This is a genomic window from Citreicella sp. C3M06, from assembly GCF_018860705.1.
Lineage (GTDB): Bacteria > Pseudomonadota > Alphaproteobacteria > Rhodobacterales > Rhodobacteraceae > Salipiger.
In genome coordinates this window covers 1-15,075 of the sequence record NZ_JAHKQA010000034.1, presented here as the reverse complement: position 1 = coordinate 15,075, position 15,075 = coordinate 1, and the positions used below count along the sequence as shown (strand labels likewise).

The 15,075-nt window shown below is 65.7% G+C and carries 12 protein-coding genes; 1 reads left to right on the top strand and 11 read right to left on the bottom strand.

Annotated elements, in window-relative coordinates; all coding sequences use genetic code 11:
* The first annotated feature begins 19 nt into the window (after positions 1-19).
* Positions 20-754 (top strand): Asp/Glu racemase, encoded by a 735-nt coding sequence (locus KO516_RS06460; protein WP_216002973.1) that lies wholly within the window; start codon positions 20-22, stop codon positions 752-754.
* Here the strand turns inward: KO516_RS06460 and KO516_RS06455 are convergent.
* The 11 genes from KO516_RS06455 to KO516_RS06405 form a co-directional block, all read right to left on the bottom strand.
* Entirely contained in the window at positions 738-1,712 is a 975-nt protein-coding gene (locus KO516_RS06455) for a glycosyl transferase family protein (RefSeq protein ID WP_252737447.1), read from the bottom strand. The genes KO516_RS06460 and KO516_RS06455 overlap by 17 nt on opposite strands.
* The gene (locus tag KO516_RS06450) at positions 1,709-4,339 is read right to left on the bottom strand and encodes a nitrate reductase (RefSeq protein ID WP_216002972.1); all 2,631 of its coding nucleotides are present in this window, start codon (positions 4,337-4,339) and stop codon (positions 1,709-1,711) included. The genes KO516_RS06455 and KO516_RS06450 overlap by 4 nt, the downstream gene beginning before the upstream one ends.
* On the bottom strand, positions 4,339-4,671 hold the full coding sequence (gene nirD / locus KO516_RS06445; RefSeq protein ID WP_216002971.1) for a nitrite reductase small subunit NirD: 333 nt from the start codon (positions 4,669-4,671) through the stop codon (positions 4,339-4,341). The genes KO516_RS06450 and nirD overlap by 1 nt, the downstream gene beginning before the upstream one ends.
* Positions 4,668-7,100, bottom strand: a complete 2,433-nt coding sequence (nirB, locus tag KO516_RS06440) for a nitrite reductase large subunit NirB (RefSeq protein WP_216002970.1) — start codon at positions 7,098-7,100, stop codon at positions 4,668-4,670. Before nirB ends, nirD begins: the two co-directional genes overlap by 4 nt.
* 11 nt (positions 7,101-7,111) lie before the next feature.
* The gene (locus KO516_RS06435; RefSeq protein ID WP_216002969.1) at positions 7,112-8,053 is read right to left on the bottom strand and encodes a GAF domain-containing protein; all 942 of its coding nucleotides are present in this window, start codon (positions 8,051-8,053) and stop codon (positions 7,112-7,114) included.
* 61 nt (positions 8,054-8,114) lie between these two features.
* Positions 8,115-9,818 carry an ABC transporter ATP-binding protein gene (locus tag KO516_RS06430; RefSeq protein WP_216002968.1) on the bottom strand — a complete coding sequence of 568 codons (1,704 nt, stop codon included), beginning with the start codon at positions 9,816-9,818 and terminating at the stop codon, positions 8,115-8,117.
* A gap of 29 nt (positions 9,819-9,847) precedes the next feature.
* Positions 9,848-10,930, bottom strand: coding sequence for an ABC transporter permease (locus tag KO516_RS06425; protein ID WP_216002967.1), 1,083 nt, complete (start codon positions 10,928-10,930; stop codon positions 9,848-9,850).
* 183 nt (positions 10,931-11,113) lie between these two features.
* Positions 11,114-12,475: a CmpA/NrtA family ABC transporter substrate-binding protein gene (locus KO516_RS06420; RefSeq protein ID WP_216002966.1), complete on the bottom strand. Its 1,362-nt coding sequence runs from the start codon at positions 12,473-12,475 to the stop codon at positions 11,114-11,116.
* A 274-nt stretch (positions 12,476-12,749) separates the two neighbouring features.
* A complete protein-coding gene (locus KO516_RS06415) occupies positions 12,750-13,925 on the bottom strand; it encodes an ABC transporter substrate-binding protein (RefSeq protein ID WP_216002965.1) in 1,176 nt (391 codons plus the stop codon).
* Positions 13,922-14,503, bottom strand: coding sequence for an ANTAR domain-containing response regulator (locus tag KO516_RS06410; protein WP_216002964.1), 582 nt, complete (start codon positions 14,501-14,503; stop codon positions 13,922-13,924). The genes KO516_RS06415 and KO516_RS06410 overlap by 4 nt, the downstream gene beginning before the upstream one ends.
* A gap of 365 nt (positions 14,504-14,868) precedes the next feature.
* Positions 14,869-15,075 (bottom strand): transposase (locus tag KO516_RS06405; RefSeq protein ID WP_216002816.1); only part of this gene is annotated, 207 nt, incomplete at its 5' end.

Here is a 15,075-nt window from a genome sequence, read left to right as displayed (position 1 = left end):
TCCGTGCCCTGCTGGGCGCATGGATGCGCTGCCCTATGACCTGATCCCTCCGCCCACGGCGCTTGGCCTCGTGGTGCTGCAATCGGACGAAAGCGTCGAAGACGACATGCGGCGTCTTTTGCCGCCCGAGGCGTCGCTGCTGGTCAGCCGGGTGCCGTCTGGGGCCGAGGTCACGCCCGAAACCCTCGCCGCGATGGAACGTCACCTGTCTGGCGCAGCGGCGCTGTTCCCGCAGGGCAAGCGGTTCGCGGCGATGGGCTATGGCTGCACCTCGGGTGCGGCGCAGATCGGCCCGGCGCGGGTGGCGGACCGCCTGCGCGCTGGCGCGGATGTGACCCGCGTCACCGATCCGGTGACGGCGCTGATCGCGGCCTGCGCGGCGCTGGGCGTGACGCGGCTGGGGCTGGTATCGCCCTATCTGGCCGAGGTGTCGGGGCGGCTGCGCGCGGTGCTCGGCGCGCAAGGCATCGCCACGCCGGTGTTTGCCAGCTTTGATGTCCCCGAGGAATCGCGGGTGGTGCGGATCTCGCCGCACAGCCTGATGGGCGCGGCGCAGGACGTGGCGCGGCGCGCCCCGGTGCAGGCGCTGTTCCTGTCCTGCACCAACCTGCGCACGCTGGAGGTGATCGACCCGCTCGAGGCGGCGCTGGGCATTCCAGTGCTGTCGAGCAACCTCGTGCTCGGCTGGCACATGGCGCAGCTGGCCGGGGTGGCGGCGCGCGGGCCGGGACGGCTGTTCAGACCTGCTCGCTAAGCCTGTTGCGCGCCGCCCAGAGCGCGCGCGCCGCCGTGCCGGGGTCTGGCGCGCCCAACGTCGCCAGCGCCAGCGCGGCGGTGCCGATGACCGTCGCCTCAGCGAAATCATCGCGCAAGGTGCCGTTCCACAGCGCCGCAAGCCGCGCCGGATCGGTTTCGCCATCGTTCAGACGGCGGGTGTCATCGGGGCGCAGGGCGGGCAGGCTTTCTTCCCAAGGGGCCGCATTGCGCAGGCCGAACCCCTCGATCGCCTTGGACGGATGGCGTTCGAATTCACCGCCCCCGCCCTTGATCACCGTCAGACCTTGCAGGCCAAGGATCTGCCCGGCGTCCTGTTGCAGCAGCCGGTAGGGCGGGTGGAACACGCCTTGCACGCTATGGCTGGCGCGCCCGGGGTTGAGCATCCGGCACACGGTGTTGACGCAAGAGCGCAGGTGCAGCACGTCGCGCAGCCGCAGCAGGCTGAACAGCGCTGGCGACAGGCGTTCAAGCGGCAGGTAGACGATGCCGCGCGCCGCGAGCAGCGCGCGCGCCTCGGACGGGTCATCGGCCACGGCAATGCCCAGCGGTGCCAGCCCGGCGCGAACCGCCCCGTCGGCGCCGTTCCAGCCATGCAGCAACACCGGATGCCCGGCATCCGCCACCAGCCGCGCCGACAGCAGGAACCACGGCAACCCGCGGGTGCGCCCCGCGGCATAGCTGGGCCAATCCAGCGCCGGGCGCGGCATGTCTGGCATGGCATCCTGCGCGGCGGCGGCGAAGCCAGCGATCTCGTCGGCGGTCTCGCCCTTCATGCGCAGCAGCATCAGCAGCGCGCCGGTGGCATGCGGGTCGGCATCGCCCGACAGCATCAGGCGCATGGCGTCGGTGGCTTCGTCGCGGGTCAGCGACCGCGACCGCCCGGGGCCGCGCCCAAGGGTTCGAACATGTGCGCCCAGTGTCACGCCCAGCGTCATTCAGCCGCTTCCCTTGCGATGGCCGAGGCAAGGATCGCCCCCAGCTCGGGGCGGCACGAGCCGCAGTTGCTGCCCGCATCGAGCGCCGCGCCGATGGCGTCGACGCTCAGCAGGTGTTGCTCTTCGATGGCCTGCAGGATGGTGTTCAGCCCGACGTTGAAACAGGCGCAGACCATCGGGCCGGGGTCGGGCGCATCGGCGGGGGGCTGGCCGGTCAGCGCATGGGGCGCTTCGGTGCCCGGCAGGTTGGCGAGGAAATCGCGTTTCAGCGCCACCGGCTCGGGGCCGGCAAACAGCGCGGCGACAAGCTGGCCGTCGTGGTGAAAGGCGATGCGGGCGCGCCCCTTGCGCGCATCGAGCATGACCTGCGCCTCGGCACCCGGCAGCCCGAACAGTTCGCGGGCATAGCCTTCCCAATCCTCGGGCGCACTCAGCCCAGCCAGTTCGGCGCGCTGCCCGGCACGGGTGCGCGCGCGCGCCCAATAGGCGCAATCGGGGGTGAAATCGCTGCTCGACACGGCGAAACCGTACCATGCGGGGGTGAATTTGGCCACTGAAACAACGCTGGCCTTGCTTTCGGGCTGCCCTGACACCGGGTCGGTGTTGGGCGCAACCAGCGCATCGACGCGGGCGGCGGGGGCGGTCTCGCCGGTCCAGTGCATGGGGGCAAAGACATCGCCCCGGTGCACCGCATCGGTCAGCCTTGCGCGCAAGATGGCGCGGCCCTGCGGGCTGTCAAGCTGCACCAGATCGGCGGGGGCAATGCCAAGGCGCGCGGCGTCATCGGGATGGATTTCAAGGAAGGGTTCGGCCAGATGCGCCGCAAGGCGCGGTGCGCGGGCGGTGCGGGTCATGGTGTGCCACTGATCGCGGATCCTCCCGGTGTTGAAGCGAAACGGGCGGTCCTGCGTGGGAACCGAGGCAGGCGCGCGGTGGCGCACCGGGATCATCCGGGCCTTGCCGCCCGCGTGATAGAACTGCCCGTCGGCAAAGAAGCGCCCGCCGGTCCGGTTCGCGCTGGCGGGCCAGCGAAACGGGGCCATCGCGGCATAGTCGCTGTCGCTCAGGTCGGCCTTGGCGGAAATGTCGAAATCGCGGCCCAGCTTGCCCGCGATGCCCGACAGCGCCGCGTATTCGCGAAAGATCTCGGCGGGCGAGGCGTAATCGAAGCCTCTGGCATAGCCCATGCGGCGACCGACCTGCGCAAGGATCTGCCAGTCGGGGCGTGTGTCGCCGGGGGCGGGCAGGGCGGCGCGCTGGCGGCTGATGGTGCGATCCGAATTGGTGACGGTGCCGTCTTTTTCGCCCCATGCGGTGGCGGGCAGCAGAACATGCGCCAGCCGCGCCGTATCGGTCTGCGCGGTGATGTCGGACACCACGACGAAATCGCAGCCCGCGATGGCATCGCGCACCGCATCGGCATCGGGCATGGTGACGGCGGGGTTGGTGTGGATGATCCACAGCGCCTTGATGCGCCCGTCGCCCACCGCCTCAAACATCTCGACCGCCTTCTTGCCGGGAGCATCGGCGATGGCGGGGCTGTCCCAGAAATCATGCACGGCGGCGCGGTGATCGGCGTTTTCCAGATCGAGATGACAGGCAAGCATATTGGCCAGCCCGCCAACCTCGCGCCCGCCCATGGCGTTGGGCTGGCCGGTCACCGAAAACGGCCCGGTGCCCGGCGTGCCGATGCGCCCGGTGGCAAGGTGGCAATTGAGGATCGCATTCACCTTGTCGGTGCCAGACGTGCTTTGGTTGACGCCCTGGCTGTAGACGGTGACAACCTTTTGCGTGCCGATCCACAGCTTGTAGAACGCCTCCAGCTCGGCGCGCGGCAGTCCGGTCACCGCGTCGTCATCTTGCGCGGCGGCGGCGATGGCATCGGCCAGGCCGGTGACATGGGCGGCGAATTCGTTATCCACCGCGCCCGCAGCCTCGATCGCCCCCAGCAGCCCGTTGAACAGCGCCACATCGCTGCCCGCCTTCAGCGCCAGATGCATGTCGGCGCCATCGCAGGACGCGGTGCGGCGCGGGTCGATCACCACCAGCTTCGCTCCGGTCTTCTTGCGCGCCGCAAGGATGCGCTGGTACAGCACCGGATGGCACCACGCGAGGTTGGAGCCCACCAGCACCACCAGATCCGCCTCTTCGAGGTCTTCATAGGTGCCCGGCACGGTATCGCTGCCAAAGGCCCGCTTGTGCCCCGCCACCGAAGACGCCATGCACAGCCGCGAATTGGTGTCGATGTTGGCGCCGCCGATGTAGCCCTTCATCAGCTTGTTGGCGACGTAGTAATCCTCGCTCAGCAATTGCCCCGAGACGTAGAACGCCACGCTGTCCGGCCCGTGCTGCGCCACCGTTTCGCGAAAGCGGTCCGCGACCAGATCGAGCGCCTCGTCCCAGCTGGCATCCTGCCCGTGAATGCGGGGGGAGAGCAGGCGGCCCTCCATCCCCAGTGTTTCGCCAAGGGCAGAGCCCTTGGAGCAGAGCTTTCCGTAATTGGCCGGGTGGTCCGGGTCGCCCCGCACCTCCAGCCCGCCCGCTCCGTCGGCCCGCAGCCGCAGGCCGCACCCGACACCGCAATAGGGGCAGGTCGAGCGGATCTCGGGAAAGCTCTGATCGGCCATCAGGCGGCACTCCGCTGGGCGATGGCATCGCCGTTCAGCAGGATGCGATCGCCGTCGATGCGCACCGGGTAGGTGTCGATGGTATAGGCATCCACCCCATGCGACTTGCCGGTGCTCAGCTCGAAGATGGTGTTGTGCAGCGGGCAGGTGACAGAGGTGCCGTGCACGATGCCCTCGCTCAGCGGGCCGCCCTTGTGAGGGCAGGCATTGGTGACGGCAAACACCTCGTCCTCGGCGGTGCGGAACACCGCAAGACAGCCGACCTTGGTCTTGACCTGCCGCGCGCCGCGCAGGGGCACGTCGTCGATATGTCCGATGTCGATCCAGTTCATTCTGCTGCCTCCTGGGTGAGATCCGCCATGGGTTGAAATTTCACCGCTTCGGACGGCACGGCGCGTTCCGCCCACGGGTCATGCTGGTAGACGCTTTGCGAGATGTCGAACCGTTCGACCAGCGCCTTGCGGGTGGCCGGATCGGCGAGGGTTTCCTTCACCCAGTCAAGGCCCACCTTGGCGACCCACTTGTAGGCCCGATCAAGGTATTTGGCGTTCTCGCGGTACAGCTGCACAAAGGCCGAGGTCCATTCGATCACCTCGTCCTCGGTCGTCAGATCCACCAGCCGTTCGGTTTCCTTGACATCCATGCCAGCCGCCCCCGCGACGCTAAGCTGATAGCCGCTGTCGACGCAGATCACGCCGATGTCCTTGCAGGTGGCCTCGGCGCAGTTGCGCGGGCAGCCCGACACCCCCAGCTTGACCTTGTGCGGCGTCCACGACGCCCAAAGCTTTTTCTCAAGCTTGATGCCAAGGCCGGTGCTGTCCTGCGTGCCAAAGCGGCACCAGTCCTTGCCAACGCAGGTCTTCACCGTGCGCAGACCTTTGGTATAGGCGTGGCCCGACACCATGCCCGCCTGATTGAGATCGTGCCAGATCGCCGGCAGGTCTTCTTTCTGGATGCCCAGAAGGTCGATGCGCATGCCGCCCGTCACCTTGACCGTGGCGCCGTATTTCTCGGCGGCCTGGGCGATGGCGATCAGTTCCTGCGGCGTGGTCATGCCGCCCCACATGCGCGGCATCACCGAATAGGTGCCGTCCTTCTGGATGTTGGCGTGGTTGCGCTCGTTGACGAAACGGCTTTGCGGGTCGTCCTTGTAATCGAGCGGCCAGTCAGCCAGCAGGTAGAAATTCACCGCCGGGCGGCAGGAATGACAACCATTGCGGGTTTTCCAGCCCAGTTCCTGCCAGACCGCTTCTTGGCTTTTCAGCTCTTTGGTTTTGATCAGGCGGCGCACGTCTTCGTGGGTCAGATCGCAGCACCCGCAGATCGGCTGCGCGGTCGGCAGCACGAAATCATCGCCCAGCGTCACCGACAGCACCTGTTCCACCAGCCCGGTGCAGGTGCCGCAGGAGGCCGAGGCCTTGGTGGTGGCGCGGATCGCGCCAAGGTCGGCCGCGCCGCCTTCGATCGCCTTGACGATGTCGCCCTTGCATACGCCGTTGCAGCCGCAAATCTCTGCCTCAGGCGGCAATACTGCAACGGCTGACAGAGGGTCCGCCTGGGCACCCCCCTGATAGGACGGTCCGAAAATCAGCGTCTCGCGCATGTCGGCAATGTCGGTGCCGTCCTTGATCAGGCCGAAGAACCAGTTGCCATCGGCGGTGTCGCCATACATCACCGCGCCGATCAGGCGATCATTTTCGATCACGAGGCGCTTGTAGACACCGCGCGCCGGGTCGCGGAACACGATGTCTTCGCGGCCCTCGCCATCGGCGAAATCCCCGGCCGAGAACAGATCGCAGCCTGTGACCTTCAGCTTGGTGCTCAGCTCGCGCATGACAAAGCTGTCGTCCTGCCCCAGCAGCGTTTTCGCCAGCACCTTGGCCTGATCGTATAGCGGCGCGACAAGGCCAAAGAGGTTGCCATCGTATTCAACGCATTCGCCAACGGCGTAAACGTCGGGTGTTTGCGTGCGCATCTGCGCGTCGACCTTGATGGCGCGCCCGCAGGCGATGCCGCTGTCCTGCGCCAGCTTGACGGCGGGGCGGATGCCCACGGCCATGCAGACGATATCGCAGGGCAGTTCGGTGCCATCGCCAAGGTTGACCTGCTCGGCGCGCCCGTTGCCGATGATCTCCTTGGTCTGCGCTTCGAGGATGACGTTGATGCCGCGCCGTTCCAGATCCTTTTTCAGCAGGTAGCCCGCTGCCGGATCGAGCTGACGCTCCATCAGGTGCGAGGCGATGTGCAGCACGGTAACCTCCATGCCGCGCAGGCGCAGCGCTGCTGCGGCTTCAAGCCCCAGCAGGCCGCCGCCGATCACCACCGCCTTGGCACCGGGGCGCGCGGCGGCCTCGGTCATGGCGCTGGTGTCTTCAAGATCGCGAAACGCCACCACGCCGGGCAGATCGTGGCCGGGCAGCGGGATGATGAAGGCCGAAGACCCGGTGCCGAACACCAGCTTGTCATAGGGCACGTCGCCGTTTTCCCCGACAACCACCTTGCGCGCGGTATCGACCGAGATGACCTTTTCGCCAAAGCGCGTGGTCACCTTGTTGGCAGCGTACCAGTCATCGTCATGGGTGACGATCTCGGTGTAGCTTTTCTCGCCGGACAGCACCGGCGAGAGCATGATGCGGTTGTAGTTGCCGCGCGGTTCGGCGTTGAACAGGGTGATGTCATAGGCGGTCGCGTCCGCCTCGATCAGCTGTTCGAGCAGGCGGCCAGAGGCCATGCCCGCTCCGATGACGACGAGTTTCTGCATGGGTCAGCTCCTCAGACGTACCAGGACACGATATGCGCGATGGCACCGTGCTGGTAGATGGGCAGGGCGACCATCGAGCCGTAGCCTTCGGTCAGGGTGGGGGCACCAGAGACGATCACCGGCAGGCCAGAGGCCAGCACCTTGCCGATATTGCCCTGATTGGCGGTGACACGGCGCGGGGAGGTGTCGTTGTCGTCGGTCCACAGCGGGCCGTCGCGCTCGCAGATGCCGTCGGTCAGGATCGCGGCGGTCTCGTGCCCGACCTTTTCGGGGCGCGCGTCCCAGATTTCAAAGCGGCGCGCGATGGGGGTGCCGCGCGCCGACAGCAGCGTCAGCACGAACTGGCGGTCATGCGGCACCGGGATCGGCAGGCCCAGCCCGGTGGTCAGCCCGGCCTTGCCAGCGCTGTCGGCGCGGATGAAGCGATAGCCAGAGCCCAGTTCGCGGAACAGCATCGGGGTGGAGGCCGACCACACGCCGCCCGGAAGGCCCTGACCGCGTGGGAAATGCGTGTGCTGGCTGACCCATTCGAAATGTTTGGCGGCGCCGTAATAGCCATCGTCCAGCATCATCAGCCCGTCGAGTTCCGACCAGACCTCAATCGCGCCGATGCGGGCGTCATCATCGCCGCACAGCACCACCAGCACCGCCCTGAGGGCATCGCCGTCAAACACCGGGATGGCGACGGCGCTGGTCAGGCCAGCCTCGGCGGCGGCCTCGGTGCGCTTGAAATACGAGCCGTCGAAGCCCTTGAGGACGATGGGGCGCTGTTCGGCCCATGCCTTGCCCGGCAGGCCTTCGCCCTTGGCGAAGCTGATGGCGCGGGTGGCGTCCTCAAAGGCGGCAAGCCCGCCGTAATTGCCGGTGGCAAGCACCAGCCGGTCCCCTTCGGGAACCCAGAATTCCGTGACCTGAAGAAAGGTCTTTACGGGTGCGTCAAGTACGGTGTCCATCGGGATGACCCCCAGTCAGAGAGGTTGCCGCGCGCCGCCTTAGCGGGGCACGCAGGCCGGTTCAGGCGGCTTGTTGTTTCGTCGCGGGCGGGGCTTTGGCGTTGGTCTTGCCATGCTTGCCGTGCTCGTATTCCTCGAGGAAATTCAGCACCTGCTCGCGGTAGAGGTAGTAATCGGGATGCTCGAGCAGCGCCTTGCGGCTACGCGGGCGCGGCAGGTTCACATCGACGATCTTTCCGATGGTGGCCTGCGGGCCGTTGGTCATCATCACCACGCGGTCGGCCAGCAGGATCGCCTCGTCGACGTCATGGGTGACGCAGACGGCGGTGACCTTGGTGCGCGACCAGACCTCCATCAGCACCTCTTGCAGCTCCCAGCGGGTGAGGCTGTCGAGCATGCCGAACGGCTCATCCAGCAGCAGCAGCTTGGGCGACAGGGCGAAGGCGCGGGCGATGCCGACGCGCTGCTTCATGCCGTTCGACATATCGGCGGCAGAGCGGTCCATCGCATCCGCCAGCCCGACGCGTTCAAGGTAGTATTCCACCACCTCCTGCCGTTCGGCCTGCGATGCGCGGGGGTAGACCTTGTCGACCCCGATGGCGCAGTTTTCACGTGCGGTCAGCCATGGGAATAGGTTGGGCGACTGGAACACCACGGCGCGTTCGGGATCGGCGCCAAGCACGGCGCGCCCATCGAGCTTGATTGCGCCTTTCGAGATGCTGTTGAGCCCGGCGGCCATGGTCAGCACGGTGGATTTGCCGCAACCCGAATGGCCGATGAGCGAGATGAATTCACCCTTGTTCATCTTGAGGTTGAAATCCTCGACCACCGTAAGCGGGCCCTTGGGCGTGGGGTAGATCTTGTGCAGCTGGCTGAAGTCGAGAAAGCGGTCTTCGCGCAGGCTGCCGGTCGCGTCCTGCACGGCGGTGGGCAGATTCGAGGCCGCGCCGTGGATGGGGGTGATGTCGGGCAGGGTGTGGCTGCTTGCCGTCTTGGCCTCGATGCCGACGTCCATCAGATAGGTGGTGACGGCGGCGCGCAGTCGCTTGAATTCCTCGTTGTGGTTCATCTCGCCCCGATCGCGAGGGCGGGGCAGCGTGACGGTGAATTCCTCGCCCAGCGTGCCATCGGGGTTGAGCGCAATGATGCGGTCGGCAAGGATGATCGCCTCGTCGACATCGTTGGTGATCAGCACGCAGGTCTTTTTGTCCTGGTTCCAGATCGCCTCGATCTCGTCGGCGAGGTTGGCGCGGGTCAGCGCATCAAGCGCCGAGAGCGGTTCGTCGAGCAGCAGCATTTCCGGATTCATCGCCAGCGCGCGGGCGACGTTGACCCGCTGGCGCATACCGCCCGACAATTCCGCCGGGCGGCGGGTGGCGGCGTGGCTCAGGCCGACCATCTTGACGTATTTGGCGACGGTCGCTTCCTTCTCGGCCTTCGGCATGTCGGGAAAGATCGAATCCAGCGCCAGCTGCACGTTGCCGTTCACGGTCAGCCACGGCATCAGCGAATAGTTCTGGAAGATGACGCCGCGCTCGGGGCCGGGGCCTTCGATCGGGGCGCCGCGATAGGTGACGCGGCCGCGGGTGGGCTTTTCCAGCCCGGCCATCAGGTTGACCAGCGTGGTCTTGCCCGATCCCGAAAACCCCAGGAGGACGAGGAATTCGCCCTCCTGCACATCGAGATCGATGCCGTTCAGCACCTTGCTTTCATGAAGACCGGTGCCGAAGCTCTTGAAGACGTTTTCGAACTTTAGGAGGCTCATGGGATGTCCTTTCGCTGCCTGAACGTCGATCAACGGTTGTTCGAGAAGGTGAAGAGCGATTGCAGCGCGAACATCACCCGGTCGAGCAGGAAGCCGATGATCCCGATGGTGAAGACGGCGACCATGATCTTGGCGAGCGAGCTGCTGGAGCCGTTCTGGAATTCATCCCAGACGAATTTGCCAAGGCCCGGGTTCTGCGCCAGCATCTCGGCGGCGATCAGCACCATCCAGCCAACCCCGAGGCTCAGCCGCAGGCCGGTGAAGATCAGCGGCAGAGCGCTGGGCAGCACCAGCTTGGTGATCTTGGTCCAGGTGTTCATTTTCAGCACCTTCGACACGTTGACCAGATCCTTGTCGATGCTGGCCACGCCAAGCGCGGTGTTGATCAGCGTCGGCCAGAGCGAGCAGAGCGTCACGGTGATCGCCGAGATCAGGAAGGATTTGGAGAACAGCCCGTCATTGCTCGCCACCGCGGCCGAGATGATCATCGTCACAATCGGCAGCCATGCCAGCGGTGAGACCGGTTTGAAGATCTGCACCAGCGGGTTGATCGCCGAGTTGGCATAGGGTGACAGGCCGGCAAGGATACCAAGCGGAATGGCGATGGCAGACCCGATCAGGAAGCCGAAGAACACGGTTTTGATCGAGGTCCAGATCTGCTGATAATAGCTCGGGGCTCCGGTATAGGCGATGTCCTTGACCTGATCGGCCTTGCCCGCAGCGATGAGCTTTTCATTTCGGGCGGCGACCATGTCTTCGAATTTGGCCTGTTTGGCGGCCTTGGCGGCGGCATCCTGATTGAGCAGGACCGCTTCGTGCCAGACTTCGGCCGGGCCGGGAACGGCGCCGAGCGAGGTCTGCACCTTGGGGGCCAGCGTGCCCCACATCAGCAGGAAGGCGGCGATGGCGACCAGCGGCACCCCGAGCAGCAGCCAGATGTCCTTGAGCTGGGCCTTGGGATTGTCGCCTGCGGCGGCCTTGAGAATGGGGGTCACCCAGGACAGACCAAGCACGCGGAACCATGCGTCCGCCTTGTTGATGCGGGTGAAGAGACGCGCGCGGCGGGCGTCGCGGGCCGCATCCGTGGCGTATTCGGGGTCGACGGTCGTCATCAGGGAAGTCCTCGGCTTTGACGGGGTACGGGAGGCTGGGTGGACGCTCGTTCCTTGCGGAACCTCGCCCCACCCGCCGTCCCGCAGATGGTCCTTGGCGGGAGGGGGGGGTATTCGCCTTTAGGCTGAATACTCACCCTGCCTTTCAGGTTGCGCCCGTTGCCCGGCGCAGGGGAAGGGACATCAGCCCTTCACCTCAGTGCCGACCACGGTCTGGTCACCTTTGAGGCCAATCGGCAGGCTTTCGAGGTAAGCGTTGGGGGTTTTGCCGTCATAAGGGATGCCGTCGATGATATCGGCGGCAGGGGTCGCATCCTTGTAGCCGTCGCTGTCCCAAGGGAAATCAGCCTCGTTGGCGAGACCTTCATCAACCAGGGCGCGAGCGGCGTCGAGGTAGATGGCAGGCTTGTAGACCGACTGGGCAATCTCGTCGTACCATTCATCCGACTTGGCTTCGGGGATCTGGCCCCAGCGGCGCATCTGCGTGAGGTACCAGACCGCGTCGGAGTAGAACGGGTAGGTGGCGTTGTAGCGGAAGAACACGTTGAAATCGGGCACGGCGCGCTTGTCGCCCTTTTCGTATTCGAAGGTGCCGGTCATCGAATTGGCGATCACCTCGGCGTCGGCGCCGACATATTCGGGCTTCGACAGCATCTCGACCGCTTCCATGCGGTTGGCGTTGTCGTTTTCATCCAGCCACATGGCGGCGCGGATCAGCGCCTTGACGACGGCCTTGGTGGTGTTGGGGTTTTCCTCGGCGAAGCTGGCAGAGATGCCGAACACCTTTTCGGGGTTGTTCTTCCACAGCTCGTAATCGGTGATCACCGGAACGCCGATGCCCTTGAACACCGCGGCCTGGTTCCACGGCTCGCCGACGCAATAGCCGTAGATCGTGCCAGCCTCGAGCGTGGCGGGCATCTGCGGCGGCGGGGTCACCGACAACAGCACATCAGCGCCGATCTGGCCGCTGACGTTCTCGGGCGAGTAATATCCCGGCTCAAGCCCTCCAGCGGCGAGCCAGTAGCGCAGCTCGTAGTTGTGGGTGGACACCGGGAACACCATGCCCATGTTGAAGGGCTTGCCCTCGGCGCGGTATTTTTCCACCACCGGGGCCAGCGCCGAGGCGCTGATCGGGTGCTGCGGCAGGCCGTCGGCATTGGTGGGGATGTTGGGCTTCATCTGGTCCCAGATCTCGTTCGACACGGTGATGCCGTTGCCGTTCAGGTCCATCGAAAAGGGCGTGATGATATGCGCCTGCGTGCCATAGCCGATGGTCGCGGCCAGCGGCTGGCCAGCCAGCATATGCGCCCCGTCAAGCTGCCCGCCGATGACGCCGTCCAGTAGCACCTTCCAGTTGGCTTGGGCTTCGAGGGTCACAAACAGGCCTTCGTCGAGGAAGTAGCCCTGTTCATAGGCCACCGCGAGCGGCGCCATGTCGGTGAGCTTGATAAAGCCGAAGGTGAGCTCGTCTTTTTCAAGGTCCTGCGCGAGGAGGGGGCCGGCAAGCGCCGTTGAGGCACTGAGCGCGAGGAGAAGTTTCTGCATTCGATCGGTCCCTTTGGATGAAGGCCCGGATGCGTCCGGGCGAAACGTGAAAAAGCCGCTGACTCGTCTTGATCGGTGGAGGATCACGACAGTCGAGCGGCTTTGCTCAGATTTCCCGGTCTTTGGGAGAATTTTGCGAGACAGGCGCCATTGCAGGTCTCTTGCCATCCATATGCGGCAGGGACGGGCCGCGTCTCAAGAATTAATTCCGAGATTCTGCATCTTTTACCGGGAATTCGGCGTTTCGATGCTGCAGATGCACAATAACTGTGCGTCAGTCTTTGGAAGGCTCGAAAATTCGGCCATCGAAGAACGCGTCAGGTTCCAGGAACAGCCGACCCGAGACCGAGGCGACGGCGGTCTGCTCGCGCAGCGTGCCTTCGATCTTCGACGAAGCACCGGGCAGCTCGGCGCGGGTGTTTGCAAGTGCATCGCGGTACAGATCCGAGCGGAACACGGTTCGGGCGGCCTTGGCCGCCGCTGCCCGGTCAAGCCCGGTGCGGGCGGCAAGCTGCATGCCGATCCATTCCGCCTGACTGCGCCATGGAAAACCTGCCGCGCCGCGATGGAATTCGACGAAGCGGTCCACCTGACGCTCTTCGCCGCGCTGCGAGATCACCATGCGCCCGGTCAGTGCCCGGTCGAGCAGTTCGCTCGGCAGGTCGAGGTATTCCTTGCGGCTGAGCAATTCGGCGGCCAGCGTGCGCGCATCCGGCTCGGCCAGCCAGCGCCCGGCACGCCAGACCGCGCGGATCAGCCGCCCTACGAGGTCGGGCTGTGCCGCAGCCCAGTCAGAGCGCACCGCCAGCACCTTTTCTGGCGAAAATGACCAGATCGCATTGCCCGGCAGCAGCAACTGTCCGACGCCGTTTTCCACCGCGATCGACCCCCATGGCTCGCCGACGCAAAAGGCGTCGATCTCGCCCGCTTCCAGCGCCTGCGCCATCAGCGAGGGTGGCACGGTGCGGATATCGACGTTCTGCGGCGCCGGCATTCCCAGCGCGCTCAGCCAGTAATACAGCAGCTCGGCGTGCATCGAGAACGGAAAGGGCACCCCAAGGCGCAGCGGATGTTCGGCATGGGCAATCAGCGCCGCGCCCGCAGCGCGGGCATCGCGATAGCCGAAATCATGCCCGCTCTGGCGCATCCGCGCCGCCAGTGCGTTGCTGACGCCGATGGTGTCGCCATTGACCGACAGCACCGAAACCGCCGACAGCGGCGTACCTGTCCCGCCAAGGCCAAGCGCCGCTGCCACCGGCACCGGCGAGAGCATATGCGCCGCCTGCACCCGGCCAAAGCTGAGCATGTCGCGCACCGCAGACCATGACGGGCCACGCCTTAGATCCAGCGCGATGCTTTCCTCGGCGGCAAAGCCCATCTCATGCGCTACGATCAGCGGCGCAGCGTCCACCAGCGGCAGGAAGCCGACTTGCAGCGTATCCGCGATCATCCCAGCAGCCCCGCTGCCGTGACAAGCGCCGAGGCAACCTCGGCCACCCGCTTGCCCTGATCCATCGCCGTCTTGCGCAGCAGGGCATAGGCGGCATCTTCGTCGATGCCGCGTGCCCGCATCAGCATGCCCTTGGCGCGGTCGATCATCTTGCGCTCTTCAAGCGCGCGCTTGGTCTCGGCCAGTTCGGTGCGCATCCGCTGGAACATGCGAAAGCGCGCGATGGCCGCATCCAGAATCGGCTTCACCCGGCCCGGCTGCATGCCGTCGACCACATAGGCCGACACCCCGGCCTCGATCGCGGCATCGGTCAGCCCGGCGCCGCTTTTGTCGACGAACATCGCGACGGGGCGGTCCATCGGGCCGGAGGCCAGCGCCAGTTCTTCGAGCATGTCGCGCGACGGGTTTTCCAGATCGATCAGCACCACGTCCGGGCTGATCGCCTGAATACGGCGGGCCAGCCCGGTGGGTTCCGAGATGACATGCACGTCGAAATCGCCCGCATCGCGCAGGCTGTCGACGATCAGAAGAGCGCGGTCGCGGTCGGGTTCGACGACGACGATCGAAAGCGTTACCATGTTGCAGACATGCCATAACCGGGGCCATTGTAAAGCGAACGCCTGCGTTTGCGGCGCGCATTCCGAGGCGGTGCTGAAAATACCGGCGTCTTCGTTTCAGGGATGGCGTTTGCCTCGGCACGGCCGCGGCGCATCTGGGCGGCGCGCTTGGCCAGTTCCGGGGGGGTGAAGGCCGTGGGTGCCATGGGACCGACGGCGGCAGTCTCGGGCTATGGACGCAGGATCACGTTGGACCGGTCATCGCTGACAGGCCTGGCTTCTCGGGCTCAACGGTGCGGGCGGCCCTGCGGCCCGGGCACGGTTGCACACGGGCTGTGCGGCGCGCCGGGCTGTCGCCGCGCGCCTTGCGCTCCTAGGGTCAGGATTCATAACCAATAGATGACTAGAGCCGCGAGAGCGATGGCGGAGAGGAACACCTTGGGACAGCGATCGTAGCGTGTCGCCACCCGCCGCCAGTCCTTGAGCCTGCCGAACATGATCTCGATGCGGTTGCGCCGCTTGTATCTGCGCTTGTCCCTTGCCCGGCAGGGCATTGCAAAGCAATGTCCCGAGAGGGGTACTTGACCGGTGTC

Coding starts and splice junctions, on each gene's coding strand:
- KO516_RS06460 (WP_216002973.1), top strand. CDS start 20: ATGGATGCGCTGCCCTATGACCTGATCCCTCCGCCCACGGCGCTTGGC.
- KO516_RS06455 (WP_252737447.1), bottom strand. CDS start 1,712: ATGACGCTGGGCGTGACACTGGGCGCACATGTTCGAACCCTTGGGCGC.
- KO516_RS06450 (WP_216002972.1), bottom strand. CDS start 4,339: ATGGCCGATCAGAGCTTTCCCGAGATCCGCTCGACCTGCCCCTATTGC.
- nirD (WP_216002971.1), bottom strand. CDS start 4,671: ATGAACTGGATCGACATCGGACATATCGACGACGTGCCCCTGCGCGGC.
- nirB (WP_216002970.1), bottom strand. CDS start 7,100: ATGCAGAAACTCGTCGTCATCGGAGCGGGCATGGCCTCTGGCCGCCTG.
- KO516_RS06435 (WP_216002969.1), bottom strand. CDS start 8,053: ATGGACACCGTACTTGACGCACCCGTAAAGACCTTTCTTCAGGTCACG.
- KO516_RS06430 (WP_216002968.1), bottom strand. CDS start 9,818: ATGAGCCTCCTAAAGTTCGAAAACGTCTTCAAGAGCTTCGGCACCGGT.
- KO516_RS06425 (WP_216002967.1), bottom strand. CDS start 10,930: ATGACGACCGTCGACCCCGAATACGCCACGGATGCGGCCCGCGACGCC.
- KO516_RS06420 (WP_216002966.1), bottom strand. CDS start 12,475: ATGCAGAAACTTCTCCTCGCGCTCAGTGCCTCAACGGCGCTTGCCGGC.
- KO516_RS06415 (WP_216002965.1), bottom strand. CDS start 13,925: ATGATCGCGGATACGCTGCAAGTCGGCTTCCTGCCGCTGGTGGACGCT.
- KO516_RS06410 (WP_216002964.1), bottom strand. CDS start 14,503: ATGGTAACGCTTTCGATCGTCGTCGTCGAACCCGACCGCGACCGCGCT.